Genomic DNA, 26472 nt, shown 5'->3' with positions numbered 1-26472 from the left:
AATAAAACTTGGAGTCTATAATGAGTCAAGAATGGCTAAATATTGCAATAAAAAAAATAAATGCAGATTTTAATCGCTCAGCTGACACACATCTTTTTAAAGCAAATATTCCCTCCCTCGAAGGGATAGACATTTGTTTTAAAGATGAAGCCGCACATCCGACTGGTAGCCTCAAACACAGACTGGCTCGTTCGTTGTTTCTTTATGCACTTTGCAATGGTTGGATAAACGAAAAAAGTACAATTATAGAAGCATCATCAGGTTCGACAGCAGTCTCAGAGGCCTATTTCGCCCGAATGCTAGGACTCAAGTTTATTGCAGTTATGCCTAAGAATACTTCAAAAGAAAAAATTTTAAAAATTGAATTTTATGGTGGCAAATGCCATTTGGTCGACAATGCAACTCAAGTGCCTGAGGAAGCAGAAAAACTTTCTAAAAATAAAAATTGTCACTTTATGGATCAGTTTACTTATGCAGAACGAGCAACGGATTGGCGTGGCAATAACAATATCGCTGAATCTATTTTTCAGCAGATGGAGCAAGAACGGTATCCTATTCCTACTTGGATTGTGATTGGTGCTGGTACAGGTGGTACGAGTGCTACAATCGGACGCTACATCCGCTACCAAGGATATAACACAAAGGTTTGCGTAGTCGATCCTGAAAATTCTATATTTTATGATTATTTTAACGGTAAAGTTTCTGAGGATGCTCATATCAATAGAAGCTCTTGTATCGAGGGGATAGGCAGACCGCGGGTTGAAAAATCATTTATAAAAAATATAGTCGATCACATGATTCAGGTTCCCGACTCAGCATCCATTGCTGCAATGCATTTTTTAGCCAATGAAATGGCTTATGCGCGGGGACCTTCAACGGGAACGAATTTATATGGAGTTTATGAAATTGCTAAAAAAATGAAGAAAAAAGGAGAAAGAGGTTCCATTGTTACCTTATTCTGTGACTCAAGCTCTCGCTACTTAAAAACATATTACAATAGTGAGTGGATTAAGAAGAATGGTTTTCAATTAGAACCCTACTCAACTGAGCTTAAAAAGTTTTTTTCTTAATATTTTAACTCTCACTCAATTTCTTTTTTAGAATGAAAGAAATTTAAAATTAAAGCAATCGTTGAAACTAGAATCATATAAAAAGCCGGAGATGCTTTTAACTCAGTTTCTTTAATCAAGGTCGTGGCTATCAAGGGAGTAAATCCACCAAATATCCCAAAGGCTAGATTATAACTCAAAGATGCACCAGAATACCGGATTTTGGTAGGAAATGATTGGGCTAAAAGATAAATACTTCCAGCAGTAATACAGGCTGTCGCCACTGACACAATAGCATAACAAAAATAAATAGAATTAAAATTATCAGGTCTAAAAAAATAAAATATTGGATAGGAAAAAATAATTAAAAGGATCAACCCAAAATTCAGCACTTTTTTAGGTCCGATTTTATCACATAAAATACCACCTAAAATAATTATAATAGCATAAACAAAAACAGCTACTGAATTGATAAATAAAATATCATCTGCTTCAAAACCATGATAAACATTTAAATATGTTGGTAAGTAGAGTAAAAAAAGAGTCACAGCAACTGCTAAAGCTAAAATACTGACAGCTGTTTGCAATAGTTCAAATTTATATTCCGCAATTACAAGGGATACTGGTAACTTGATATTTTCTTTTTTCATTTTTTTAAATACAGGGGTTTCTTTTAAAAATCTACGTAAATAAACACCGATTAACCCCAAGACACCGCCAGCTAAAAATGGCAATCGCCATCCCCAGGAATAAAGTTCCTCTTTGGTTAAATAGTGATTGAGCAGAGCACCTGCTGAAGAGCCAAGAAAAATTCCTAAAATAATTCCACAGAAAAGCACCCCACAAGCAAATCCTCTTCTCGATTTATGTGCATGTTCATAAATAAAAGTTATGGAACAAGGGATTTCTCCACCAATAGCAAGTCCTTGTGCAATTCGACAGGCTATCAATAAAAAGGTTGCGGTGATCCCAATTTGTGCATAAGTCGGTAGAATTCCGATAATAAAAGTTGGTGCGGCCATTAGAAAAACGGTTAAGGCAAAAGAATTTTTCCGCCCACTTTTGTCACCAAAGTGACTGAATAGCACTCCACCTAAAACTCTTGCTAAATAACCACTTGCAAAAACTGTAAATGATATTAATAATGAACCAACTTTTGTACTTGTATCAAAAAACAATTGACCAATTATTTGAGCAAAAAAGACATAGACAACGAAATCATAAAATTCTAAGGAACCACCCAGGGCTGAAATAGAAAATGTTTTGATTTCTTCCCGACTGAGTGAGTTGGATGTATTGCTGTTTTCACTTTGCTCGATAGGAGCTGATTCTGTCTGTTCCATATAAGCCTCTAATTTAAAACGTTTATTCCACTAATCAAGAGCTTTATCTTAACAATTTCAGAGATATTTTCAATTATTTTCTAATTATTTTAATCATAAAAATGAATTTACAACATATCAATATAAATTTATACCCGTTTTTTTGCAAAAAATGATTTTTGCTAAAATCGGCTGAGAGATTTTATTTTAATCGATATACCATTGAGTGATTACTGTTTTATTAAAATACCTATAAACAGAATTGAAAAAAAGGCTTTGCAAAATCTGCAAATAGAGTTATATCGTTATTTAGTTATTGAGAAATTTTTCATAAAAAGTAAAGTTCAGATTACAAAAATGGGCAGCAAAAAAAGGATTAATTTTCTTAAACTGAAATACATAAATTTCTCGGAGATAGAATGAATGAGCAAAGCAAATTAAGCTTTAAGAACAAGCATATAATTGAAAAATATAAAAATTGTTCCTGTTACTATTGCTTAAAAACGTATGAGACAATTGAAATAAAAGAGTATATTGATAACAATCTCACTGCTCTTTGCCCTTATTGCGGAATAGATGCTGTTGTTTGCTTTAAAGAAAACAATTCAAATACTCAAGAAATTTTAAAAAACTGGCACAGCCAGTCTTTTAAAACAGTTACCATGACAGAGGAAGAAAAAATTCTTGCACGTTTTAAAAAATACACATCTACATCCAGTGCAAAAATTTATAAATGCAAAATATCAAATAAATTTTACTTTTACTTAAAAGATATAAGCATAAACACGACTGACCCAAATGAAAAAAATGGATGTCTCTTATTTGATATGGAAAAACAAAAGCAAATCGTTTTTGACAGTAATTTATTTCACGATCAGTTTCAAGAACTTAGCGTGCAAGAAAAAAAAGATTTTTATTCTCCTAAAGGGCATTTCTGGAATCACCGATTGATATACTCACAAAAAGAATCTTGCTTAGGTATACACGAATGTCATTATCCAAGCATAAGCTATACAGTTTCACCAACGTCAATCTCTCTCAGCCCCGAAAATAATGATCCCGAAAAATTAATAGATTCTTTATTTGAATTATTAACTTATATGCAGAATGCATTTTCGCAGCCTGTGATTATCAGCAAAGAAGAAGAAAGTGATGCTTAAGCACATATTTACATTTTTTATTGGAAAAAATTTATCATTATAAAACATAAATTTACAGAAATTTAATAATCGAAGGAAAAACAATGTCGGAATTAAATGTAAAATGACCAATCCACTCATAACATTCTTTATTATTTCTTTTTTCTTAGTAATCTCTCCAGGGCCAAATATGGCTCTTATAATTGACAATGCGTCAAGACTTGGCAAAAAAAACTCCATGGCCAATGTTTTGGGTCTTTGTTCTGCAACATATTTACATGGAGCTCTGTCAATTCTTGGAGTGTCTGCAATTTTACTGAACAACAAGTCACTTTTTTTAGCTGTTAAGTTATTAGGAGCAACATATCTTCTCTATATGGGAATAAAATCCATAATTTCTGGCATGAAAAATATAAAAGTAAAACAAAAAATGAATGCTTCTGTTCACTTCAAAGCTAAGCCTGTGGAATTTTCAAAAAGTTACATTGATGGTTTTATCACGCAAATACTCAATCCTAAAGTTTCTATATTTTATATTGCTGCCTTTCCAAATTTTATTGCCAGTGAGAACAATATAAAAAGAGGTTTTGAACTTGTTACGATTCACTCAATGAATATTTTTTTATGGTTTACTTTTCTTACAATATTCATCTCATTTACCAGTGCGGCTTTAAAGAAGCCACACATAAAGGGTTGGTTAAACATATCAACAGGATTTGTACTGACGTTATTTGCAGTATTTATTTTCTATGAATAATATTTTTTGTAAGATCAATTTTTAAACAAAGAAAAAGATATTATTTACAAGTATAATAATCTTTCCCTTCATGAGAAATCTTTGCTGTGTAGTTATTTTTGTCTAACTTAACATTATATGGCTGAGAATCCACTTCGACATCAACATAATTATTATCTTGGTTTAATATTTTCATATCAAACTACATGGTATATTCTTCAACAAGATTTTCTGTATAAGTTAAATATCCTTTATCAACTTTTGAATCTGAAGAATATATGAGAAGTCCAAATTTAAATATTTGCGGACTCTCAGGTGAGACAATGTTTTCACAACTTAACTTTTTTGGTGTCGATAATGCTGACTCATTATTTGACATAGCATTTGAAAAATTTGAAAAAGTTAGACAAAATAAGCAAACAGAAATTATTTTCATTTTAATTGTCCTTTCATTGAATAACAAAGACTTCGTATCGTTTTTCCAATAGATTGTCAACAATCTTAGATATTTAAAGAGATGTAACAGATCACATGCGAGAGCTTTGCAACAAGTTCATATGTAAAACGGTTGGTTTTCCTCTATTTAAATCCTATGATCGCATTTTAGGTTGGGGATATAAAACATATAGTGATGGCTTGATGATTGATACTTTTCAAGCAAAAAAGAAAAAAGCACGTGGCGGTACTGTTCGCATTTCTGGAGTGGACAAAATTCAAATACGAGGAATGTCAATGAATGGCGATACCCCAAAAACAATGGAAGTACTTAGAAAAGATGAAGACTGGATTATTTCTGTAACATATCAATGTGTGCTAGAAAGAAATTCTGATACACATATCCATGCATTTGATTAGGAAGTAACAACTTTTTTAACCATAGCAAATGAAGCGCAGCAATTAAGTGCAATTAAAAACCCTCACTTCGTAAGAAGAGCATCAGAAATAATTGAAAAAGTTCAACAAAAACTTTCAAGATAAATATTAAATTCAAACAATAGACAGGGCGTATCTTCCAAATGGTGCTACAAGAAAGGCGGGTTTAAATAAAAGTATTTTAGATACCTCTCCGTCTCAATTCCTTCAAGTGGTTCTTGTGAAAGCAGAAGTTGCTGCGTATGAATTAGAAGAATTAGAGACAAGAAAGTTAATGCAAAGCCAAAGAAGCGCATCTTGTTCAGATATTGTAAAAAATGACTTATCCGAACGAATTCACAATTGTCATTGTGGATTTTCAATATCTCGTGATGTAAATAGTTCACTTGTTATGCTTAAATTTGCGCTTGGTTCGTTAAAATAGACGAAAAAATTGAATTATGAACAAGATACCGGAGACCGGCTCTGTGCACTGGAACACCTTCGGGCGTTCTGAATCACGAAACTCCATCCATAATTACTGCGTAATTATGGATGAAGCAGTTCATTTCCGTGAATTTGGACTTCACTTATAATAGAGTCTAAAAGATTTCCATGTGAGTCTGCTATGTGTATTTTACTTGTATTCATGGAGCTCCTGCTCGTAGCTTACAAAATAAGGCTACCATGAAAATTCTATGTCTATTTGAAAAATGATTTTTAAATTCTTTAAGCAATGGTGCTAGCCTCAACCACTTTTAAGTTGTTATAATTGTTCTTAACATGTTTTCTCTCTTCCGTTAGATCTGCTCATCCTGTTATTATGGGATATATGCCAAAAATCAAGTTTTCTTCAATGAGACAAGCTGATGAACCATCAAGTAATATCAATTATTTATGTTTTCAACTGTCAATTTTGTAGGACAAATGTCAGTGATTTCGTCCCACACATTTATATCAATTAATAACTGACATTTCTCAAGGAAAATTGAATTATGATTAAAAACATGGTACTTTTTGCACATACGTATATTGAGGTTAATTCACAGAGGCAATAAATGATATTGAAATCTAAAATTTACAAAGCGTTTGTCGTTTTCTTGAATAGAAAAAAAATTAAGCACAAACAAGCACTCGCAATATCTTTGCACGAAAAATACTTTCTTGCTAAACGACCATCAGATTGGCAGTCAATAAAAGCAGAGAATTTAAAATCAAAGGGCGTTTTGCTATCTGAAACTCATCAGAGTTTTTCAATCTGCCATAATGATATAATTAAAAAAAATATTCTCATATGTGTGACAATAAAACAGGAATTAAACAAAAAAAAAGGGACTCAAAAAGCAAGTTTTTTTAAATGCAGAAATGTAATTTCAAAGTATATTGAACAGGCAATTAGTTCAAAACTCCCCTATAAAGTTAATAATTTATTTGGGAAATATGTTGATTTAAGCAAAAATATTTTATCTAAAGCAATTAGAGAGCGTGTAACAAAAATAAAGGCAAAATTCAGAATTCAAGTAAAAAACGTTAATAATTTAAAATTTATAGCTATAGAAACATTTTCTCCCAGCATACCTGTTAGAAAAAAAATACTTCTGAATAGTGTAAATTATAAAAAAGAATGCAATAGAATATTGACTAATGAGATCCAAAGTAACAGATAAGAAAATGGGAATATGTTTACTAAAAATTTTCTATTTACTAATTCAAGAAACAAATAGGACTTTTAATTATGTATAAAAGAGCTATTTTATTTATTTGCATATTATATTCTACTTCAATTTCTGCTAATAATTTGCTTGTCAACACTCAAGAATGGCCTCCATATCAATATTTTAATGGAAATAAATTTGAAGGTTCTGCAACAAGAGTAGTGGAATGTGTATTAAAAAAGATGAAATTAAAATATGAAATTAGAGTTTTGCCCTGGAAAAGAGCACAAGAAGAAGTTAAATTGGGTAAAGCACACGCCTTTTATTCTGCCGGAATAACTGATGAACGAAATAATTATGCTATTCCCACTAATAAAATTGCAAATTATAGATGGTATTGGTATTTAAAAAGCACTTCCTCATTAAATCCAAATTTAAAAGAATTTAAAGAAAAGGCTGAAGTTGCTGCAAAAATTGGAACTGGACCTGAAAATTTTTTAATTGAACAAAAATATAATATAGTTGCATCACCAAAAGATGTTACTTATCTTTTTGATATGCTAGAAGCAAATCGATTTGATGCTTTTTTATCTCCATTTGAAGCCGCTACAGAAGAGATAAAAAAAAGAAATTGGAATGAGAGCAAATTCAAAATATTTTTTCATTCTGAAAACGACTTAGTTTTCTATTTTTCAAAACAATTTGTTGCAAATAATAAAAATGCGGTTAAAAAATTTAATTCTTTAATAAAAGAATGCTCTAAGTGAAGTCTTCTCTGCACTTAGAAGTATCAACCGATACCTAATAATACTTTTGTTTTATTTTTTCTAATAGTTTCATAATATATTTTCAGCATGAAATGGTTAAGTAAACTAGGGAAATTACTCCCTAGATTTTCTCAGAATAGTTGGTGAACCTATTGACTCATACTTCCTATAATTCAATCATTTATTAAATCCATTTAGCGTTTTTCAAAAATTAAAATAATTTAGAGTTTTGTTTTTGTATTTTTCTAATAAGAAATGTTTCTCTGAGATAGATATTTTTAAATGTCTTGAATTTTCTTCTTACAAATCTCACGAGGTCGAATTTAATTGCCAAAAAATAGTATGATTTTCTAAAGAATAATAATGTTTATGGCCGATTTTCCAGCGCCGATATATTCGTTCGGATCAGCACTACGCAAGTAGGGAAACTTTTTGCGATTAAGCGGTTATTCTTTTCTGATTCGGATCAGCACTACTCGTGTAGGAAAGTTAGTTTTGGCGAGTAAATTTTCAAAAATGGTGATCCCATATTTTCAATCAACAGAGGCTCACGGTTTAAAATTTCATGCGCACAAGCCCCTGTATCGAGTAAGTGATAAATTACAGCATGATATTCATTGAGTGAATTCCCCTTTATTTCCTTATCTCGCTTTACTTTCGCCCAGCCCAGAAATAATTCTCTATCAATACGCTCAAAATTTTATAAATCCATCACAATCTCCTTTATTTTTAGGAAAATAATATTAATTTATATAATTGTAAATTAATTTTTTAACTTTAATTCCATTTTAATAAGAAAAATTGTTCAAGGAAGTACATAAAATAATAAATCCTCACATATTACCAAATTGAGTTTTGCATGCTACCCTCATGGTAATTTTTATAAAATTACTATTCTCTCAAAGGAGTCTTATGAAAGCAAATAAAGCAAGTTCCACTGCTCTTTTTATCTCAAGAAGTATTGCTTATTCAAGTAAAAATCCTGAACTTAAATATTTCGTACCTGAAAAAGCTAAGGAAATTAACGAAAAATTTTTGAAAACTGCTTTTGGCTGGAAATCCATAGTCTTTAAAAATTCTGGAAGATTTTTGTTTTCCCGTCTACTAATGCAAGCATTTGAGAATACGGTTGCACCAGGCTTCAATCTCTATTTTTTGTTGCGCAAGAAAAAAATTGAAGAGATCATTTTAACAAATAATCTTTTTTCAGGCACTGAGCAGATTGTGATTTTAGGAGCTGGCGCTGACTCATTAGGCCTTAGGATCAGTGAAGAAATACAATCTGTGAACGTATTTGAAATCGACCATCCCGAGACGCAAAAAGTTAAACAGAGAATGCTCGAAAATTATCAAAAAGAAAATAGAGACAATTTATTTTTAATTCCGGTGGATCTTGCACAAAAAAAATTACACACTGTTTTGGAAAATTTAAAGAATTTTTCATTTGATAAAAAAACTATTTTTCTTGCAGAAGGTTTATTTATGTATTTACCTCTCGATATAGTGCAGGAAAATTTAAAAATTATGAATAATTTTCCAAAGAATAAAGCAAGTTTTATTTTTACTTACTTAATCCCTGATAAAAATGGAAAACCTTTTTTTAGCAGTCAGGCTTTCTTATCAAATATTTTCCTTAAATTAAATAAAGAACCCCTTATATGGTCTTTGAACCCGGATGAAATTGATAGTCTATTGCAGAGTTTAAAATTTTCACCGGGTGAGCACACAAATGGTGAAAATTTAAAAAAATATTATGTAAAAGACCAAAAACAACATAAACTGAAAATACCGAGTGGCGAATATATCACTTGGGCAACAAATTAAGTATGCAAATATTTTGCATACATATTTATCATCATTTTTCATTAATAATTCAAAGAATCATCAAATATTATAAATGGTATTTTCCCATTAGATTCAGGCTTTATGTCATCGACTTTTTCGAAACTAAATTTAACAGATTTCTCAGCACCTAAGCTTTTAAGTAATTCATCAAAATTATTTTTACATTTTTCAATACATTCCTGTGTACCTACTAGAAAGGTTTTAAAACAGTTATTACCTATACGCATTTGCGATTTATAAATCCCTGCTGCATAGAGAATATAGGTATAAAAAGTCCAGTGAAATATTTCAAATTTTTCACCTTCGTTGTTTTGAAATAAAATTGGCTTATAATTCCTTCCAGCAACTCCATCAAAACTAAACTCGCCAAATTCATTTACTGTATTTACAGCAAAGTCTCCGATATCATAACGAATAAATGGTTGACTGAAATTTTGAAAATTTGTTATTACGATTCTACCCAATTCTCCTACAGGTGCAGGTTTGTTATCATGTCCAACAAGTTCTATATGGCACGTATTTGGAAATATTAAATAAGGTTTATCATTCTGCTGCGTACCCACTATAAGACATTCGGATGACCCATAAGAATTGACAACTTCACAGTTAAAAGTCTCTCGAATTTTTTTTGCATTTTCTTTTGTTAAAATTTCACCTGAAAGAACTATTTTTTTAGGTGATATTCGTAATTTTCCATTTTTTTTATACTCAAGTAATGATACAAACACTCCAGGATAAGAAATAAGCATTTCTGGATTAAAACTATTGAGTTCTTCTACTATTTTTGGGATTGGCAGTAAAAGAGAGATAGACTTTTTATTATAAATTAAATTTGGAAGGTTTTTAAAAAATGTTATGCCTGCACTTCTTCCTTCAATTAGACCAATCATTGTCACACGTGTCTTCTTTCCAATTAAAAATTTAATTGGAAATGTGTTATAGAAAAGAGTGTTAATGATTACTTTATTGAAATCCTTAAGAGAAAATAAGATTGGTAATTTTAAACCAAGTGTTCCTGAGGTTGTAAAGCAAATATATTTTTCTTTATATATATTACCAGAAGAAGGATCATGGATAAACTTGAATAAATCATCTTTCACTATGCTCTTATCAGTAAAGACATCTTGAATATTATCAATCATATCTTTTTTCTTAATTATTGGCAGCTGCTCAAATTGAATTCTATCTAAATCCTCTTCTCTAATCCCATTTTCAATAAAGACTTTTCTATAGAAATTTGAGTTCGCAAATGCAAATTTGCTAATCTTTCTCAATTTTTTCAATCTTAGTTTTTCAAACATTTGAACTTTATATTTGTTATTTATCTTTCCAAGTAATTTTGAAAATTCCACATAAAAAATATCATAGATAGATTCTATTAATTGCATAAATTTTATCCTCTAATCGGTTGACTATAAATAATTTTTGCAATGTTACGACATTTTTTAGGAAGAAAAAACTTAAGATAATAAAAATCTTAAAAAAGTAATTTAAGATTTTTTAAATTCTTTTAGAAAATATAATTAATATCATAAAAAAACACAATAATATTTATCTTTATAAATTTAAATATGGCCTATAATTTCTTATAGACCATATTTTTTCTAATAAATAATGAAATTAACGTTTAACTTTCAACTTCAGAAAAAGATTCTGGGACATTTTCCAATTCATTTGCCTCTTCCACTAACATACGGTTCCGAGCATCGAGTGGTTCGCGTAATAATATTCTTTGTAATCGCTTTGCTTCAGCAGCAATTGCAGGATTAAAATCTCCAAGTCTACCACAACTTTGTAGAAAGGTTGAAAAGCGAAACAGAACATTCATACAATCGCCTGCTGAAAAATACTTAGAGGAATGCTCTGCTACTAAATCTTCCCACTCTGTTTTAGGGTTGAGCCAATGTTTTATCAAAGAAGCAGCACCTAAGTTGAATTCCCTAAAAACAAGCTCATTTCCTTCTTGCGGTTCTTCTCCTCGTCTTAATTTAACTTCGTCATATAATTCTGGGAAAAGAGTGCTTGGGTAATACTTATCAATTAAAGATGGAATTTTTAAATCATTTAAAAAAGCCATATCAGCAAATGAATCTGGAATTTCTTTAAAATGCGCTGCACCGAAAGCAGCCATGGCTTGAATATAATCTAAAAATGTATCTTTATTTAAATGTCCCTGTGCCAACCAATTCGCAATTATGAGCCCACCCGCTTGAGGAAAATGTCGAGCCAAATTTCCCATTTCTGTTGGGACAGATTCATTTAATGCTCCTACATCTTGCAAGTGGGAAACGATTTTATTTAATGTACTATTTCTCGCTGTCGCCATCATATTGTGGCAATCTTTCTTTGCGGGACAACGATTGCAGGCAATTTCCGAGCGATTTTTTCCCTTTTGAAACTTTTTATACATTTGAGGGATATCGTTGCATGCTAAATTTTCGTAACCACATTTTTTATACAAAGCACCCGAAAGAAGATCGTGATCCGCCACAAGAACTTGTGATGAATTTTTACCAATCATAAAAAATGATTTCTGATAAAAATTTGAGAGATAAGCGATACTTTGGTGTTGTCCTAAAATACCGATAACAGTCGTTGGATCAAATTTAAGAGAACTGCGACATTCTTCACGTTCTTTTGGTCTTTGCTCAGCATAACGCCCTGCATTAAACCATAAAGAAAATCCTTGTTTGTCATGACCTCTGCGACCAGCTCTTCCAAGCATTTGCATTATTTCTGTGTTAGAATAACGGGTTTCACCCCCCTCACTTGGTCGTGATTCATCGGAAATAAAAGCGCTGCGCACAGCAAAATTAACTCCCAAACTGATTCCCATAGTCCCACAGCAAATTCTTAACAACCCTTCTTTTAGCAAAGATTCAATGGCCACTCGTCCTGGAGGAATCATTCCACTGTGGTGGAAAGCAATTCCATAGCGAGAAATAAGTCGCTGCAATTCTTGTGGAACATATTCATAGCCTGAAAGAGTTTTGAGTCGCTCTCTTAATTTTTCTGCTTCGGAACCTTCAAAGGTCTGTCTCAATTGCTTTGAAAAATTCAAAGCTATTCCTTCAACATCGGCTCTCCTACCTGCATAAATAACAATTGGACCCATATTTAATTCGAGTGCCTGTAAAATAGGTTTTGCAAAAGAATTGTACACATCACGCCCACGAAAACGCCGAGTGTCTTTACGAAATTGTTTTGCTGCTTTTGAAAGATTTACAAAATCTTCTGAACTTAATTTTAAATCTTCAGCAAATATCCATCCAAATTTTGTATAAAGCATATGCACTAAAGGAACAGGTCTTTTCGTCACTTTAACGACTTCTGTTTCTTTACCGGTTAAACCTGTAATCCATTGAGCAAAATCATTACTATTTGGTACACTTGCAGAGAGTAAAACAAGTTGACTATCTTTTGGGGTTAATATAAGAGATTCCTCCCAAGCACTTCCACGACTCTCATCTTGCAAAAAATGATATTCATCGTAAACAACAACCCTACGGTTCATATTCGGTTCAATACCCAATAGGCTGTTACGATAAGTTTCAAGGGTGGCTAAAATAATGGGTGCACTTAAATTCTCTTTAAAATCTCCTGTATTAATACCAACTTTTTCTCTACCGTATTTCTCACTAAATTCACGATATTTATCGTTACTTAAACTTTTAACTGGACTTGTATAAATGAGTCGTCCGCCCTCTTTTAAACGATATTCAAGCAACGCTTCAATAACTCGCGTTTTACCTGCGGAAGTGGGCGCATCGACGATCACATGTTTGCCGGCGAGGAGAGCTTCGACAGCTTGGTACTGCCACTCATCTAGTTTCAATCCGCCAGGAGTCACTCTAAAGTTTTCAGAAGAGCTATTCTTTTCAATTGCTATTTTTTTTGTCTCATCTTTTATATTGCTTTTGCTCGCTAAGACTTCGCGGCGATATTTCGCAAGCGCAAAACCTCTCGTTGGAATAGGCTCAGGTGGTTCTTCTTGCCTGAATTGTTGATCAGGATCTGTTTGTTTTGTCTGCTTTTTTACATCTTTTATATAAGATTTATTGGGTGCAAAACGAGGCATCAATTTAGAGTTGTGCTCATCATTTTTTATTTGGGTATTTTCCCCATGTGATGTCATAGCCAAACCGAGCTCTACTGCATCGGTATTGCCATGAATCAACTGCTGAATTTTATCTTTCGCATTTTCAGCACATTTTCTGAGCTTTTCCTCACCAAATTTTGCTATCAAGATTTGATCAAATTCGACTTGTGGATCTTTTTGAGCTGATGTGTGCCAATTTTTTCGTTGGAAATTTTTTTGAGAAGAAAAGTTATTTTGATTTTGAGGATTTTTTTTATCTTGAGAGAGACGCTCTCTAAAGTTTTTTTCTCTTGGATTACGGGGTGTTGATTTTAAATCTCGGCTCGAGGAACGCTCCCATTCAAAGTTCTTTTGTGAACGACTTTTTTTCTTCAAAACTTCCTCCAATTATTGACACTAAACTCATCAAAGAACTGAACTGCTTAAGAGTTCCTCTCAATATGAATATACAGCATTTGCTATAATCATCTATAGTTTGAAGAGCAAGGGAAATAAGGTTAGATGAAGAAAATCAAAGCAAAATTGCTATATTTTTAAGCCATTTATAGATAAGTATTTTTACAACAACCAGATTCAATAAACTAAGTAAAAATCAAATCTTGTTCAAAAAAAATATATAAATAGTAGTTTTTCAGAATACTTTCATTGTTTAATGAATAAGATCCGCCTACTGATTAAATGCAAAATATTTTTATTTGCAAACTTGAAAAAAATAATAATTAACATATAATAATTTTCTGAATTGGATAATTCAATTCATTATATATAAAGAAACAACAACTTAACATTTTTGTGAGTTTGATAAAACATTGCTTTTTCAATAAAAATAATTTGTTAAGATTTATTATTATAGCAGAAAAAAAAATTGAATCTTATTTAATTAATTATATTCTGTCTTGGATATGGAAAAACTATGCGACAATTAAGAAGTTCAATAAAACAAGTTTTGGGTGGTCGAAATTTAGTTGGAAAGTCAAAAGACACTGCTATACAAGAATGCATCCAAGAAGCTCATGAAAAAATTTATAATAAAGTAATTAATCCCACCAACCTCAAAAAAACGATTCGTATTTGTTTGTGTTTGGAAAATGATCCACAAAAAATATTCAGTTCTCGTTTCCTTGAAAACATCGGTGAATTAAATAAAAATCAAAATTTTATCTTTAGAAAAATTTTACCTAGAAGCATTCAAAAATTTATTGCAAATTTTTATATAATTTATGAATCCAAACAAAAAACATTTAATGGAATCAATCGATCTTATATTAATCCATGCACACTGAATATGAATGAATTTAAAAATTGGTTTAAATCTCTTTTAAATATAAATGATTGCACTTATAAAGATCTTATTGAAAATACCTACATTGAAGATATTTTCCTAGACACTGCTAAGAAAATAAAATTAGGCTGTTCCCCTCATAATAAAATATCTCGAATAGTTATTTTTGGTGACAGTTTATCCGACACAGGACTTATGTATTCCTCAACCATGGGTAGAATATTTGTAAAGTTAAATGAACTCAATAAAAATATAAAAATATTAAATCAATCACCATATGGCCGTTTTACGAATGGATTTGTCTGGTGCGATATGATTTCATCTTATTTAGTTCACATATCAGAGCATAAAAACTTCGATAAATATCATACTTATGAAGATATTTCAACAAACAAACTACAAAAAAATAAAGTTGATCGCTTCTTGCTAAATTATGCTGTTGGTGGTTCGACAGCTGGTAATTATTCACTTTTTAAAAATATTTCAAGTTTGCAAATCAAAACTATATTATTAGGGACTGTATTATATTGCCTTGAAAAACAGGTAGACCAATATCTTGAAGAATATGCAAATATTTCAAATAATTTAAATATCATTTGGGCTGGTCCAAATGACCTTGTTACTTTGGGTTGGGAAAATTTAAAAGGGATCGAACATGCGCAAAATGGATTATTTACCTGCATCAACAAACTAAAAGCTCGTGGTGCTAAAAATTTCCTTTTAATCAATATGCCTGATATTTATATATCACCAAAATTTCAACTCGCTTCACAAGAAACTAAAAATCATCTTGCTTGGCTGGTAGATAAATTCAATAATGATTTAGAAAAAAAAGCTAAAGCCGAGAATATTAAACTCTTTGATATACGCCAAGTACTTCGCGATTTGGTAAAAAATGATTTTAAATATTATGATTATGAAGGTTTTCGATATGATATTAACTTAACAAATACAAAAGATGGAATTGCACTGCTCGATGAGATTAAGAAGAATGAGCGTTACATGTATTTTGATGACTTGCACCCTTCTGCTTTAACCCATGGACTTTTAGGATTCGTAATAGCAAAATACATTGCAAAAAATTTTGAAATTGTGATCGAACAGGCTCCACCTCTTTTGCGAAGAGAATCTTGTTCGTAAGTATTCAATTTTAATATTTATTTTTTGCTATAAAATTGCAGTCAGGAATATATTCAAAAATAAAATTAATTTTTTAATTTCCCAATGAATGAACACAAATAAATTGAAATTTTTGCACGTACACTGCCAAAGAGAATTTTGTTTGGATAAGAAATTTTTATAACTGATTTCATAAAGAAGATTCCTTTTAAATATTTCGATTTCAAATTCTTTCAATTATCATTGCAATGCCTTCTCCCCCACCAATACACAGGGTAGCAAGACCGTATTTCTTTTTTTGCTGAATAAGAGAATGCGTTAGAGTCGTTAAAATTCGTGCACCACTAGCACCGATTGGATGGCCAATAGCACATGCACCGCCATTGGGATTCACTTTTTCATGGGGAATTTCTAATTTCCGCATCGCAGCCATAGCAACCAACGCAAATGCTTCATTGATTTCAAATAAATCTATATCTTGAGTTGATAATTTTGCTTTTAACAATACTTTTTGAATAGCTGCAATCGGCGCTGTTGTAAACCATTTTGGATCTTGAGCGTGTCCTGCCCAATTTACAATTTTAGCTATTGGTTTTAAATTATACTTTTTAACTGCTTCCTCAGAAGCTAAAATTAGAGCTGCAGCACCATCATTTATTTTAGAAGCATTTGCTGCTGTAATTGTACCTTCTTTTTCGAAGGCAGGTCTAAGACTTTTCATCTTAGCTAGATCTGCTGCTTTTGGTTCTTCATCTTCTGTTATCTCAGTTGTTACTTTAGATGTTACAACCGAAACCGGTGCTATTTCATTTTGAAACAAACCAAGATCCATAGCTTTACGAGCTCGATTATAACTTTCTAATGCAAAAGCGTCTTGTTCTTCGCGTGTTATTTTATAATCTTTAGCACAAATTTCTGCACAATTTCCCATATGCAAATTATTATAAGGATCCCAAAGACCATCTTGAATCATCGAATCGATAATTTCTTTATTCCCCATACGTAATCCATCACGTGCATTGGGTAATAAATAAGGAGCGTTGCTCATACTCTCTTGCCCACCAGCAATAACAAGATGAGAATCACCAACTAAAATAGATTGTGCGCCCAACACAACAGACTTTAGTCCGCTCCCACAGACTTTACCGATCGTTAAAGCTTGGACAGAATCAGGTAAACCTGCATAAATTGCAGCTTGTCTTGCAGGCGCTTGCCCTACTCCTGCAGTTAAAACTTCGCCCATAATGATTTCATCGATATGGGTATTACTCACTCCACTTGCTTCAAGTGCGGCTTGAATAGCGCTTGCCCCTAATCGTGCAGCGGAAATTGTTTTAAATACCCCTTGAAAACGACCGACAGGAGTTCTTTTTGCAGATACGATATAAACATTTTTCATATTGTTCCTCTATTTTCTGCTCGAAGCTATTTTTAAAATACAACTGTACTCTTGCTGAGACACGGGCAAGATAGAAAGTCTCTGACCTTTACGCAAGAGCAGCATATCTTTTAATTCCTTTTCTTCACGCAACTCAGATAAGGAAACAAATTTGTTAAGCCTCTGTGGTTTACCAACAGTCACCGCAAACCATCGCGGTTTTTCTTTAGTTGATTTTGGATCAAAATATTCTGATTTAGGATCAAGCGCAGTGTCATCAGGCTTAGCTTCTTCAACAACTTCACAGAGTCCCGCAATTCCAGGTGGTGCTGAATTAGAATGATAAAATAATATTTTATCACCTACTTTCATATCATTCATCATAAAATTTCGAGCCTGATAATTTCTCACTCCATCCCATTGTTCTATTTGATTTTCTCGACTCTCTAAATCAAAAAAAGAAAAAACATCAGGCTCTGACTTCATAAGCCAAAATTTACTATCAATTTTATTTTCTAAATCCATGCCGTTACTTTATAATATTACCAATTGCAGAATGTTTAAAACTCGACATTGTTTTTAAATTTGCAACACTTTGAATGCGCTTTTCTGCAAAACGCTTCGCAGCTTCTTGTGTTGTCAAACTCAATTTGTCAGCCTCGATATAAATTGAATCAAGAGTGTTGGCAATACGCGCAATTTCAGATTCAACCTTTTCGAGATTATACCCAGTGAGTTCATTTGCAACATTTATCAATCCACCGGCATTGATAACATAATCTGGTGCATAAAGAATTTTATTTTCTTTCAATATTTTTGCATGCTTTTCTTCATCTTCAAGTTGATTATTTGCACAACCAGCAACCACTTTTGCTTTCAATCTAGGAATGGTAGAAGAATTTAAAACAGAACCGCGCGCACATGGAGCATAGACATCCACATCTAAAGCATAAAGTTCTGCTTCTGTAACAATTGTTGCGTTGTATAACGAATGTGCTTGTTTCAATTTTTGATCGTCAATGTCTGTGACATAGAGTTGTGCTCCTCTGTCATGCAACATTTTGCAAAGATGTTTTCCTACAGCACCAATCCCTTGAACAGCGATCTTAATTCCGCGTAATTCATTTTTACCCAAACGATACTTTACAGATGCTTCGATTCCATAAAGAACTCCTTTTGCAGTCATAATACTCGGATCTCCACTTCCCCCGAGACCTGCAGAAACGCCAGTAACGTAACGAGTTTCCAAACGGATGTGATCCATATTTGCAACATTTGTGTTCATATCTTCAGCCGTAATATAACGGCCATTGAGAGATTCTACAAATCTTCCATAAGTGCGAAACATAGCTTCCGATTTTTGACTCGGATCAGCAATGATGACGGCTTTTCCACCCCCCAAAGCTAAGCCCGCACAGGCTGCTTTATACGTCATACCTCTGCTTAACCGTAAGACATCATTAAAAGCATCATCTTCTTTTTCATACGGTAAAAGACGTGTCCCACCCAAAGCAGGCCCTAAAGTGGTATCATGTATGGCTATGATTGCTTTTAGTCCCGATTCCTTATCGCAGCAAAAAACAATTTGTTCATGGCCCATTTGTTCAACATGCGAAAATAACTTCATTTTTATCTCCTCTAGGAAAAATGGAAGTCAACCAACATTTAAGTATATGATATTAATGAAATAAAATCTCTGAAAGCACTTAAGCTTCCACACCTTATTTTAGCATTCTTAATTGTCATTAATACAACTCACTATTATCCAAAAAAATACGAAAAGACAAGATGGACTCAAAGAATTAAGCTGTTGCTGAAATTAAGACTTTTAACAGTTGCTTTTTCGGTTTAAATGAATGAAAATAGAGGTTTATTTTTTGTACTTGTCATTGTGCAATCATTGTGATAGAGTTATAAGAGCACGATTTTGTGGAGTTTTTATGAAATTTATTTCTAACGGCACAAGCCTCTTACCTGCTAGCCCTGGACCGGCCTAAATACCTCAAGCCTGTCTCTATTTCATTGCGACAGGTAAATTAATAAAAACATTTAATTTTAACTAAGATCTTTTAAAAATATAAATTTAAAATATTAATATATATAAAAGATCAGAATAATAATAAAAAGGGGGACTGCTATGTTCGCAGTCACTAACCAAACTAATAATAAAATATTTGTTGTGATTGCTGTTGCGTTTGCCATGTTTGTGGATGCTATGAGTTATGGAATAGTTGTTCCTCTTTTACCAATCTATGCAAACCAATATTTAAATCACTCTAATACATTAACGAGTTTATTTGTTTCTATTTATGCAATAGGTCTCTTAATAAGCGTTCCATTTGTTAATTTTCTGACACAAAAAATTGGTAATAAGTCCACCCTTATTTTTGGCGGATTCCTCTTATTTTTCAGCTTATTGCTTTTCCCATTTGGTAATTCTATCGGACTGCTTTTTTTAGCACGATTTTTACAAGGTGCATCAGCAGCTATTACTTGGACTGCAGGCTTAGGTTTGGTTGCATTAAATGTGCATCCTCAAAAGAGATCCACAGCTCTCGGTACAGTTATGGTTGGAGTTTCAGTAGGCCACCTTTTAGGGGCACCTTTTGCAGGCTTTTTATATGAATTCGGTGGATTGTATTTACCGTTCTTTGGTGTTTCTTTATTTACATTAATCAGTTTATCACTGTTCTATCTCTTAAAAGATAATAATGAAGTTATTGCCGATCTTAAAAAATATAATAATTTTGATTTTGTTAAGCTGATTTCTAAAAACAATATTCTTTTTGCTTTATGTGCTGTCGTTTTATTAGAGTCATTCATGATTTCTATGCTTGAACCCACTCTTGCTCTATATGTTTCGCGTCAATTTAATGCTTCAAGTATGACAATTGGGATTTTATTTGGAGTTCAGGTCTTAACCCTTGGACTATTATCTCCTATTGTAGGTAAACTAGCTGATAAATATGGAAAACTTAAAATGATAGTTATTGGTATGTTTTCTTGTGGCGTGCTTTTCTTGTCGATGGCGACCACACAAAGTCTACCATCCTTTTTTATATTAATGAGCTTACTCGGTGTTTCTTCTGCATTTTTCATGAGCCCAGTTCTATCTGCCTTTGCGGATGAAATAGATAAATCTGAAATGAAAGGTTTATACCATATTGCATATGGAATATTTAATCTTGTTTATTCTTTAGGAATGATTCTCGGTCCAACGTGTGGAGGTGCTTTAAGCGAAATGTGGTCTGAAACGGCAGGATTTGCTATTGTCGGTGTCGTCCTTCTCGCTGCCGTTGTACCTTTTGTTTATACTATTCTTTTAAAGAAGAAGCTGTCTTACATTGTTCAACCTTCTGCCAAAGATCTTGTTCATCCTGTGGAGAAGACGAAAAGCAAAGTTCAAGATTTTTCACCAATTGCTTAAGATTGCCATCAGCATTTTTTAAGGCAATTTCAAACGGCTCTTGTTTTGCTTCATAAACAGAATAAGCCAAAATAAGAGCATTGTTTATTTTTCCTGCTTGAAAGGAAAACTCATAAGAAGTGCCTATTTCCAAACCATTCATATATTTTTTGTATTCATCTGCTATTCTTTTAAATTCAATTTCTCGTTTAAGTAAAAACTTTTCTTCATCTGCAAATTCTGGATTTTTAGCTATTTCTTGATAAAATATATCTAAATCTTTCTTTGTTTTGTTTAAAAATGTTTGAAATTTTTTTTGCACTTTTTGATTCTTTATATATTCTTGTTCATATACGACAGGATTTTCACCAATATTCTGATTCTTCTTTAAAAAAATTACCGTAGCTTTTTTGGCAATGAAGTCAGCTAAATTTTCATTAAAAGCATAATAATTAGGGATATAAATAGTCCTATGCAATGACTCATGAATAATTGTTTCTATAAATTGCGGCATTGTTGCGTTATCTATTATAGATGAATACAAAGGATCTGGATAGTACCCTAAAAGTGAAAATGCAGAGACACCTCCCGAAACAGTGTCATAACCTTCATCTATTAAAGATTTTTGCATTGCCAATGCATTTTCTTTCTCAAAATATCCTAAATAAGGTTGAGATCCAACAAAAGGAAACCACCATGTTTTTAATTCGAGAGAACGCTTTTGTGCAGCTTGTACGATCCAAGAAACGTAGGGTTTATCCAATGCAATGTATTTTTGATAACTGCGGCCAGGTGTCAGACCAATTTCTGTTTGCACAAAATCTAAAATTGGTTGAACAATTTTAAGTTTTTTGAGTCGTGCTTCTGTTTCTTTATTTTCTTTTATCACATCTTTAATAGGCTCTTGTTTCATGAGGAGTTTAACTTGACCATACCCTTGACTAATTGAATAACAACCACTGAATAAAAAAGATGTTGCTATTATAAATCCAAATTTCAATTTAAATCCCTTATAATAATTATTGTGTATTTGCTATTTGTTTAGACAACTCTGTTTGAATCCATTTTTCAGGATAACGCGTTATACGGATTACATCTATTTTATCGATTTTATCAAGCCCTGTTATGATTTCAGCAAGACTATCTTTCTCATTTACACTTTTCACTCTTATAAGTGCAACGGGCTTATCTGGTTGGGAAAAAGTAGATTTTCCTATATATGCCACGAATTGATCACCAACAGAAATATTATAATTTTTTCCTAAATTAATTGTTACTTCTGTTTTTGCTTTTTTTATGATTGCCCCTTCAATAGGGAGATCAGCACTTAAAAAAGAAAATAATTTTGCCGCAGATTTTTCTCCATCACTTTCATTTATAGGCACAATACGCTCTGATATGAGTCTGCCCGATTTATCATACACTTTGCCTTCAATATCTGTGAACTTATTGTTCTCATCTTTAAATTGTATTGACATAATCATATCGAGATCAGATGCAAAGGGGGCTTGCTTCCAGCCTGCTTTTGCCATTTCAAGAGGCGATAAATCCAAAGAGTTTGCCATTTTTTGCACGTCATCAGCAATAATTCCGCGCATATAAAATTCATTCATAAATCGAGAAAAAAATTCCCGTCTGACTCTTCTCCATAACATGTTTGTTTGTAATGAGCCAAGCAAAGGCGGTTCTATCAATCCAACGGATGGCTTGTATGGTGTTAAAGAAGATACAAAGATGACAGGAATTTGATTGACGAGACTATAAAAATCCAAATTCTTTTTTAAAAAGGAAGCCTCAAGTTTTTCTGGAATCGCATTTTTTTGCACGATTGAAATATTCGATTTATCTTCAAAAGGCTTTGCCATAGTAACAAAACCTAACATGGTGGATTGATCCACTTTCAATGAATTGAAATGCAATTCTGTCTTTTCCATGCCACGCCCAAAACCATAGGCATAATTATTTAATAAAAACTCAGTGCTCTTTCCTGGAAGCATATCGACTCTTAATTTCTGTCGCCCACTACCAGAAGATATTGGTTTTGCCACAGTTAAGTATGAATTTCGCTTTAAATAAAGCATATCTCCTCTTCTATTTTTTGGCATTGGGATCACAATATTTCCCTTCATATCTGTCGAACCAACAAAAGAAACATTCTGTGTGGCATTTCTTCCTAAATAAATTTGTACATTTTCTAATGGTTTTCCATCTGCATACACTTCAACACTCATTGAATCATCAAATAAGACATTTTTATTTTCGGTTATGGTTACTTTTTCGTTCGTTTTAATTTCTGTATCTTTTGGTTCAAAGATCATTTGTTTATAAATATTGGTGTTTAAAATTGAATTAAAAGGAATAGGTTTTATAATCTCAGGGGATAAATTATTTTCAATTTGCGAAATAGCAATACTTTGACTAATTGGATCATCAGGAAAATCAAGCAATGTTTCCTTCGGCTGAAGAGTTTTTTCGTTCCTTGCTTTTGTTAAAAGTGTTAAATTTTCTTTAAATGCAATTTTTTTAAGGGTAATTAATATCTCAATATCTTGTTCTTGCCACCATGAAGGAGATTTTAAATATTTCAATTCTGGTAAATAAAGTGTCTCTAAGTTTTCATTTTTTGCAACAATTTTGACTTCTTTTATCTTGGAATAATTTAACTCCCAAGTCACCTTTCCAGAGGAGTCGGTAGCCGTTTGAATCAATTTTCGCTCTTTTTTAGGATCTGCCGAAATTTCATACAAGGTCAGTCCAGTATGAGGTAATTTTTTTTGATCGCTGTTCACCACGGTAATCGTTATCAAACCTTTTCGTTCAAGAGTACAAGCACACAAGAGTAAACTCAGAAATGTGGCAAGAGCTATCCTCAACATTTTCCACCTTTAAAACTTCCAGTTTATGAAATTAAAGAATGTTCTAAGTTGATTTTAAAGTTTGTCATATAGAGAATTTGCAATGAATTTGGCGAAGACTGAAAATAATTCCGTGTTTATATAAAAGCACTTAAAGATGATTTAAGTGCTAAATTTCGTTTTTTCATTTTCAATTGATTCAAGCGTTTCATGAATAAGTTTTTCAGCTTTTCTTTTTGCGAGTTTAAACTTACTAGCAAGGATTACAGAAATTGAACTGATAATTGCAATACAAACAAAATCATTACCGTTTGTAATAATATTAAGAGCACCGTTGCCGTAAGAACCAAGGCAGGAAACAATGTTAAAAGAAACTAAATAAAAGGCAAGCCAGATAGAAGCTTTTAGATCTATCGACAGTTGGCTTTTATTAAAATTATTCATGGCAGCCAACATAGCGATCCCTATGATAATAACTATATCGAGCTTCCATATAATGTGCCAACCACACCAATAAAACAGCATATTACTTATATAAAAAGCAATCATTGAGAAAATCTTATAAGAAAATATCTTAAAGGGTCTTGGTAAATTTGGAAAATCATTGCGCATAACAAATAAAGTAACAGGTATGACTGCATTGCAAAGGCAAATTGCCGCTGCATAAAATGAGGCCATTTCTTGCCAATTATCAAAACAAACAAATATAACAAGGGAAAGAATAAAAGTAACAAACAATCCTGGAATCGGAACAGCATTTTTTGACAATAATTGAAAAAAATGGGGCATCAACTTACTTTTACTCATACTGTAAGAAGCACGAGCAGAAGCAGCCATAAAAATAACACCACTGCCAAATGGCGAAATAAGAGCGTCAGAATAGAGTATGACACCAAACCAAGCTAAGCCTATGATAATTGCCAGCCCAGCAAAAGGACCTTCTTGACCAGCAAAAGTCAAGGCACTCCATCCGTTTTCCAGATTTTCTGGCGGAACTGCTAAAATAAAAGCGAATTGGAGAAAACAATAAATAAACATACAGATAACCATTGAGCCGACAATTGCGATAGGTATGCTGCGTTGTGGATTTTTTGTTTCACCTGCAAGGGCAACTCCAGGTTGAAAACCATTATAAGCAAGAATAATTCCGCCCACAGATAAAGAGGCAAATAATCCTTGCATGCCATTTGGAGCGAAACCATGAGAAGTTAAATTTTCAAAATGGTGTGATTTATATAGGAAAAGTATAATTAATAGACATGGAACTAACAATTTCCAAATCGTAATATAAAAACTCGTTTTTGACATTATGCGTGCACTTGTTATATTAATTAATAATAAAATTCCCGTTAGAAAAAAAGCTACAATATAACCCGAAGGAGTGAGCTGATCGGAATCACCAACTTTTTGCATAAGAGATGGAATAAAGGTGGCAGCATATTGAATTACAGCAAGCACTTCTATTGGAACAATAACAATAAACGCAAGCCAAGAAACCCAACCCAAAATAAAAGAAATTGTGGTACCATGGGTAAAAAGAGGGAAGGCACTGAGCCCTCCCGATACAGGAAACATCGTTGATAATTCTGCAAAACACATTGCTACTATGATGATTGCGACGGCACCAATAAACCAGGCAATAATAGCCGCAGGTCCAGCCATTTTGGCAGTGTAAAGAGAACCAAACAACCAACCGGAGCCAATTGTTGCACTGACAGAAGCAAATAGGATGCCCCATGTAGAAATTCCACGCTTTAATTCCATTAACGAACTTCTCCTTTAATAAAATGGAATTTGACAATAGCGTATATGGAGTTAAATGAGAATGTATTTTTATATTTTTTTATATTGTTTAAAAATAACTCAAGTTTTTGCGATTGTATTTCTAAAATACTTTTCATTAAAACAAAAATAAAAGCCTACGTAGGTGAGAATTTCACATAGGCCATTTCATTTCGCCTTTAATCACTTTTGCACTCATTTCAAGTTCCGTATTTCCACCGATTTTTGGATAAAGTTTCTTCATACTATTAATGAGTTCTTTCGAATTTTTTGCTTTTTTCGCTTCTTCTTCAAACTTTTTTAAATATTCACGAGTAAATTTAATCGATTCAACTGTCAAAGGTGTCGATGGGAGGAAATGGCCAGGTATCACTTTGGTAGGTTTTAAATTTTCCATAGCATCCATTGCTTCAAACCAATGCTTACGTGACTCTTCGGATTGATTATCTGCAACCCATAAATGCATTTTACCATATACAATCACTCCACCCATTACGGTTTTTATAGATGGTATCCATAAAAATGTGTCCCCAGGTGCAGAACTATCCAATCCAATAACTTCAATTTTTTCTCCTTCAAGCGTAAAGGAATTTCCATCTAAAACTTCTGGAAGGATGACTTTAGTTGGCGCATTTCCTTTTAAAATTGGAGACCAATATTTCAATTTACCATCCATCGATGCCTTAATATCATCAACAGTATATTTTGTTGCTAAAATCTTTACATCTGGAAATGCCTTTTTTATTGTATCAAGACCAAAATAAAAATCTGGATCTTTATGAGTTATAAATACAGTTGTAAGTTTTTTCCCTGTGGCTTTTATCTTTTTAACCAATGCTTCAGCATCATTTTTTTGAAATTGAGCGTCAATTAATACAACTTCCTTATTACCTATAATAATTTCTGATGAAATAGGAAAAATACTTTTTGTACCTGGATTATATATTTCAACTTTTAATCCTGCTGCAGAAGCAATAAGAGAAAAAAATGAACATACGAATGTAAGAATCCCAAACAATTGCTTTCGGAAAACCATAAGTAACACTCCTTTCAAATTGTTTTAAATCAACCCAATGAAGCATAAACCTCATTTAATATAAATTCAATTGCTTCCCAATTATTTTTTTATTATATGTATATATTTCTTCAAAATTGAAAAATATTATAATATTTTTTTTTAAATTTA

22 protein-coding genes are annotated in these 26472 nt (G+C 32.4%); 10 read left to right on the top strand and 12 right to left on the bottom strand.

The annotated features are described in order from the left end of the window. Positions 1-20: 20 nt before the first annotated feature. Positions 21-1070, top strand: coding sequence for a PLP-dependent cysteine synthase family protein (locus H7355_RS00420; RefSeq protein WP_186643786.1), 1050 nt, complete (start codon positions 21-23; stop codon positions 1068-1070). A gap of 11 nt (positions 1071-1081) precedes the next feature. On the opposite strand, the gene H7355_RS00415 is transcribed toward H7355_RS00420, so the two are convergent. Next, on the bottom strand, positions 1082-2392 hold the full coding sequence (locus tag H7355_RS00415; protein ID WP_186643783.1) for an MFS transporter: 1311 nt from the start codon (positions 2390-2392) through the stop codon (positions 1082-1084). Positions 2393-2790: 398 nt separating this feature from the next. On the opposite strand from H7355_RS00415, the gene H7355_RS00410 reads away from it, so the two are divergent. Continuing rightward, positions 2791-3531 (top strand): hypothetical protein, encoded by a 741-nt coding sequence (locus H7355_RS00410; RefSeq protein WP_186643781.1) that lies wholly within the window; start codon positions 2791-2793, stop codon positions 3529-3531. A gap of 169 nt (positions 3532-3700) precedes the next feature. Beyond that, complete coding sequence (locus tag H7355_RS00405; protein WP_222435621.1) at positions 3701-4267, top strand: LysE family translocator; 567 nt, start codon at positions 3701-3703, stop codon at positions 4265-4267. A 181-nt stretch (positions 4268-4448) separates the two neighbouring features. Here the strand turns inward: H7355_RS00405 and H7355_RS00400 are convergent, their stop codons facing one another. Then, positions 4449-4682: a hypothetical protein gene (locus H7355_RS00400; protein WP_186643777.1), complete on the bottom strand. Its 234-nt coding sequence runs from the start codon at positions 4680-4682 to the stop codon at positions 4449-4451. A 95-nt stretch (positions 4683-4777) separates the two neighbouring features. On the opposite strand from H7355_RS00400, the gene H7355_RS00395 reads away from it, so the two are divergent. From H7355_RS00395 to H7355_RS00380, 4 genes are all read left to right on the top strand, one after another. Continuing rightward, on the top strand, positions 4778-5101 hold the full coding sequence (locus tag H7355_RS00395) for a hypothetical protein (RefSeq protein WP_186643774.1): 324 nt from the start codon (positions 4778-4780) through the stop codon (positions 5099-5101). A gap of 229 nt (positions 5102-5330) precedes the next feature. Further along, positions 5331-5543 carry a zinc ribbon domain-containing protein gene (locus H7355_RS00390; protein WP_315861818.1) on the top strand — a complete coding sequence of 71 codons (213 nt, stop codon included), beginning with the start codon at positions 5331-5333 and terminating at the stop codon, positions 5541-5543. Positions 5544-6156: 613 nt separating this feature from the next. Further along, positions 6157-6765, top strand: a complete 609-nt coding sequence (locus H7355_RS00385) for a hypothetical protein (protein WP_186643770.1) — start codon at positions 6157-6159, stop codon at positions 6763-6765. Positions 6766-6833: 68 nt separating this feature from the next. Further along, positions 6834-7520: a substrate-binding periplasmic protein gene (locus tag H7355_RS00380; protein ID WP_186643768.1), complete on the top strand. Its 687-nt coding sequence runs from the start codon at positions 6834-6836 to the stop codon at positions 7518-7520. Positions 7521-7992: 472 nt separating this feature from the next. On the opposite strand, the gene H7355_RS16165 is transcribed toward H7355_RS00380, so the two are convergent. Continuing rightward, the gene (locus tag H7355_RS16165) at positions 7993-8190 is read right to left on the bottom strand and encodes an HD domain-containing protein (protein ID WP_222435652.1); all 198 of its coding nucleotides are present in this window, start codon (positions 8188-8190) and stop codon (positions 7993-7995) included. 242 nt (positions 8191-8432) lie between these two features. Here H7355_RS16165 and H7355_RS00370 point away from each other — a divergent pair, with 242 nt between their 5' ends. Further along, positions 8433-9344: a class I SAM-dependent methyltransferase gene (locus H7355_RS00370; protein ID WP_186643766.1), complete on the top strand. Its 912-nt coding sequence runs from the start codon at positions 8433-8435 to the stop codon at positions 9342-9344. A 41-nt stretch (positions 9345-9385) separates the two neighbouring features. Here the strand turns inward: H7355_RS00370 and H7355_RS00365 are convergent, their stop codons facing one another. Together H7355_RS00365 and H7355_RS00360 are read right to left on the bottom strand one after the other, a co-directional pair. Further along, the gene (locus H7355_RS00365) at positions 9386-10753 is read right to left on the bottom strand and encodes an AMP-binding protein (protein WP_186643764.1); all 1368 of its coding nucleotides are present in this window, start codon (positions 10751-10753) and stop codon (positions 9386-9388) included. A gap of 239 nt (positions 10754-10992) precedes the next feature. Beyond that, complete coding sequence (locus H7355_RS00360) at positions 10993-13839, bottom strand: DEAD/DEAH box helicase (protein WP_186643762.1); 2847 nt, start codon at positions 13837-13839, stop codon at positions 10993-10995. Between the two features lie 538 nt (positions 13840-14377). On the opposite strand from H7355_RS00360, the gene H7355_RS00355 reads away from it, so the two are divergent. Next, entirely contained in the window at positions 14378-15886 is a 1509-nt protein-coding gene (locus H7355_RS00355) for an SGNH/GDSL hydrolase family protein (protein ID WP_186643760.1), read from the top strand. Positions 15887-16088: 202 nt separating this feature from the next. Here the strand turns inward: H7355_RS00355 and H7355_RS00350 are convergent, their stop codons facing one another. The 3 genes from H7355_RS00350 to H7355_RS00340 are packed head-to-tail and all read right to left on the bottom strand — an operon-like array spanning position 16089 to position 18870. After that, positions 16089-17264, bottom strand: a complete 1176-nt coding sequence (locus tag H7355_RS00350; RefSeq protein WP_186643758.1) for a thiolase family protein — start codon at positions 17262-17264, stop codon at positions 16089-16091. 9 nt (positions 17265-17273) lie between these two features. Beyond that, complete coding sequence (locus tag H7355_RS00345; RefSeq protein WP_186643755.1) at positions 17274-17768, bottom strand: EVE domain-containing protein; 495 nt, start codon at positions 17766-17768, stop codon at positions 17274-17276. Between the two features lie 4 nt (positions 17769-17772). After that, positions 17773-18870: a Glu/Leu/Phe/Val family dehydrogenase gene (locus tag H7355_RS00340; protein WP_222435620.1), complete on the bottom strand. Its 1098-nt coding sequence runs from the start codon at positions 18868-18870 to the stop codon at positions 17773-17775. Between the two features lie 510 nt (positions 18871-19380). Here H7355_RS00340 and H7355_RS00335 point away from each other — a divergent pair. Continuing rightward, positions 19381-20670, top strand: a complete 1290-nt coding sequence (locus tag H7355_RS00335; protein ID WP_186643752.1) for an MFS transporter — start codon at positions 19381-19383, stop codon at positions 20668-20670. Here H7355_RS00335 and H7355_RS00330 read toward each other — a convergent pair. The 4 genes from H7355_RS00330 to H7355_RS00315 form a co-directional block, all read right to left on the bottom strand. After that, positions 20558-21649: an aminopeptidase gene (locus H7355_RS00330; RefSeq protein WP_186643750.1), complete on the bottom strand. Its 1092-nt coding sequence runs from the start codon at positions 21647-21649 to the stop codon at positions 20558-20560. The genes H7355_RS00335 and H7355_RS00330 overlap by 113 nt on opposite strands. A 19-nt stretch (positions 21650-21668) precedes the next feature. Continuing rightward, complete coding sequence (locus tag H7355_RS00325) at positions 21669-23525, bottom strand: hypothetical protein (RefSeq protein ID WP_186643748.1); 1857 nt, start codon at positions 23523-23525, stop codon at positions 21669-21671. Between the two features lie 141 nt (positions 23526-23666). After that, positions 23667-25268, bottom strand: a complete 1602-nt coding sequence (locus H7355_RS00320; RefSeq protein ID WP_186643746.1) for an APC family permease — start codon at positions 25266-25268, stop codon at positions 23667-23669. Positions 25269-25440: 172 nt separating this feature from the next. Next, the gene (locus tag H7355_RS00315; RefSeq protein ID WP_186643744.1) at positions 25441-26322 is read right to left on the bottom strand and encodes an MBL fold metallo-hydrolase; all 882 of its coding nucleotides are present in this window, start codon (positions 26320-26322) and stop codon (positions 25441-25443) included. Positions 26323-26472 lie beyond the last annotated feature (150 nt).

The sequence above is a fragment of the Fluviispira vulneris genome (assembly GCF_014281055.1).
Taxonomy (GTDB): Bacteria; Bdellovibrionota_B; Oligoflexia; order Silvanigrellales; family Silvanigrellaceae; genus Silvanigrella; species Silvanigrella vulneris.
This window is presented reverse-complemented; position numbering and strand designations above follow the sequence as displayed.

Coding starts and splice junctions, on each gene's coding strand:
- H7355_RS00420 (WP_186643786.1), top strand. CDS start 21: ATGAGTCAAGAATGGCTAAATATTGCAATAAAAAAAATAAATGCAGAT.
- H7355_RS00415 (WP_186643783.1), bottom strand. CDS start 2,392: ATGGAACAGACAGAATCAGCTCCTATCGAGCAAAGTGAAAACAGCAAT.
- H7355_RS00410 (WP_186643781.1), top strand. CDS start 2,791: ATGAATGAGCAAAGCAAATTAAGCTTTAAGAACAAGCATATAATTGAA.
- H7355_RS00405 (WP_222435621.1), top strand. CDS start 3,701: ATGGCTCTTATAATTGACAATGCGTCAAGACTTGGCAAAAAAAACTCC.
- H7355_RS00400 (WP_186643777.1), bottom strand. CDS start 4,682: ATGAAAATAATTTCTGTTTGCTTATTTTGTCTAACTTTTTCAAATTTT.
- H7355_RS00395 (WP_186643774.1), top strand. CDS start 4,778: ATGCGAGAGCTTTGCAACAAGTTCATATGTAAAACGGTTGGTTTTCCT.
- H7355_RS00385 (WP_186643770.1), top strand. CDS start 6,157: ATGATATTGAAATCTAAAATTTACAAAGCGTTTGTCGTTTTCTTGAAT.
- H7355_RS00380 (WP_186643768.1), top strand. CDS start 6,834: ATGTATAAAAGAGCTATTTTATTTATTTGCATATTATATTCTACTTCA.
- H7355_RS00370 (WP_186643766.1), top strand. CDS start 8,433: ATGAAAGCAAATAAAGCAAGTTCCACTGCTCTTTTTATCTCAAGAAGT.
- H7355_RS00365 (WP_186643764.1), bottom strand. CDS start 10,753: ATGCAATTAATAGAATCTATCTATGATATTTTTTATGTGGAATTTTCA.
- H7355_RS00355 (WP_186643760.1), top strand. CDS start 14,378: ATGCGACAATTAAGAAGTTCAATAAAACAAGTTTTGGGTGGTCGAAAT.
- H7355_RS00350 (WP_186643758.1), bottom strand. CDS start 17,264: ATGAAAAATGTTTATATCGTATCTGCAAAAAGAACTCCTGTCGGTCGT.
- H7355_RS00345 (WP_186643755.1), bottom strand. CDS start 17,768: ATGGATTTAGAAAATAAAATTGATAGTAAATTTTGGCTTATGAAGTCA.
- H7355_RS00340 (WP_222435620.1), bottom strand. CDS start 18,870: ATGAAGTTATTTTCGCATGTTGAACAAATGGGCCATGAACAAATTGTT.
- H7355_RS00335 (WP_186643752.1), top strand. CDS start 19,381: ATGTTCGCAGTCACTAACCAAACTAATAATAAAATATTTGTTGTGATT.
- H7355_RS00325 (WP_186643748.1), bottom strand. CDS start 23,525: ATGTTGAGGATAGCTCTTGCCACATTTCTGAGTTTACTCTTGTGTGCT.
- H7355_RS00320 (WP_186643746.1), bottom strand. CDS start 25,268: ATGGAATTAAAGCGTGGAATTTCTACATGGGGCATCCTATTTGCTTCT.
- H7355_RS00315 (WP_186643744.1), bottom strand. CDS start 26,322: ATGGTTTTCCGAAAGCAATTGTTTGGGATTCTTACATTCGTATGTTCA.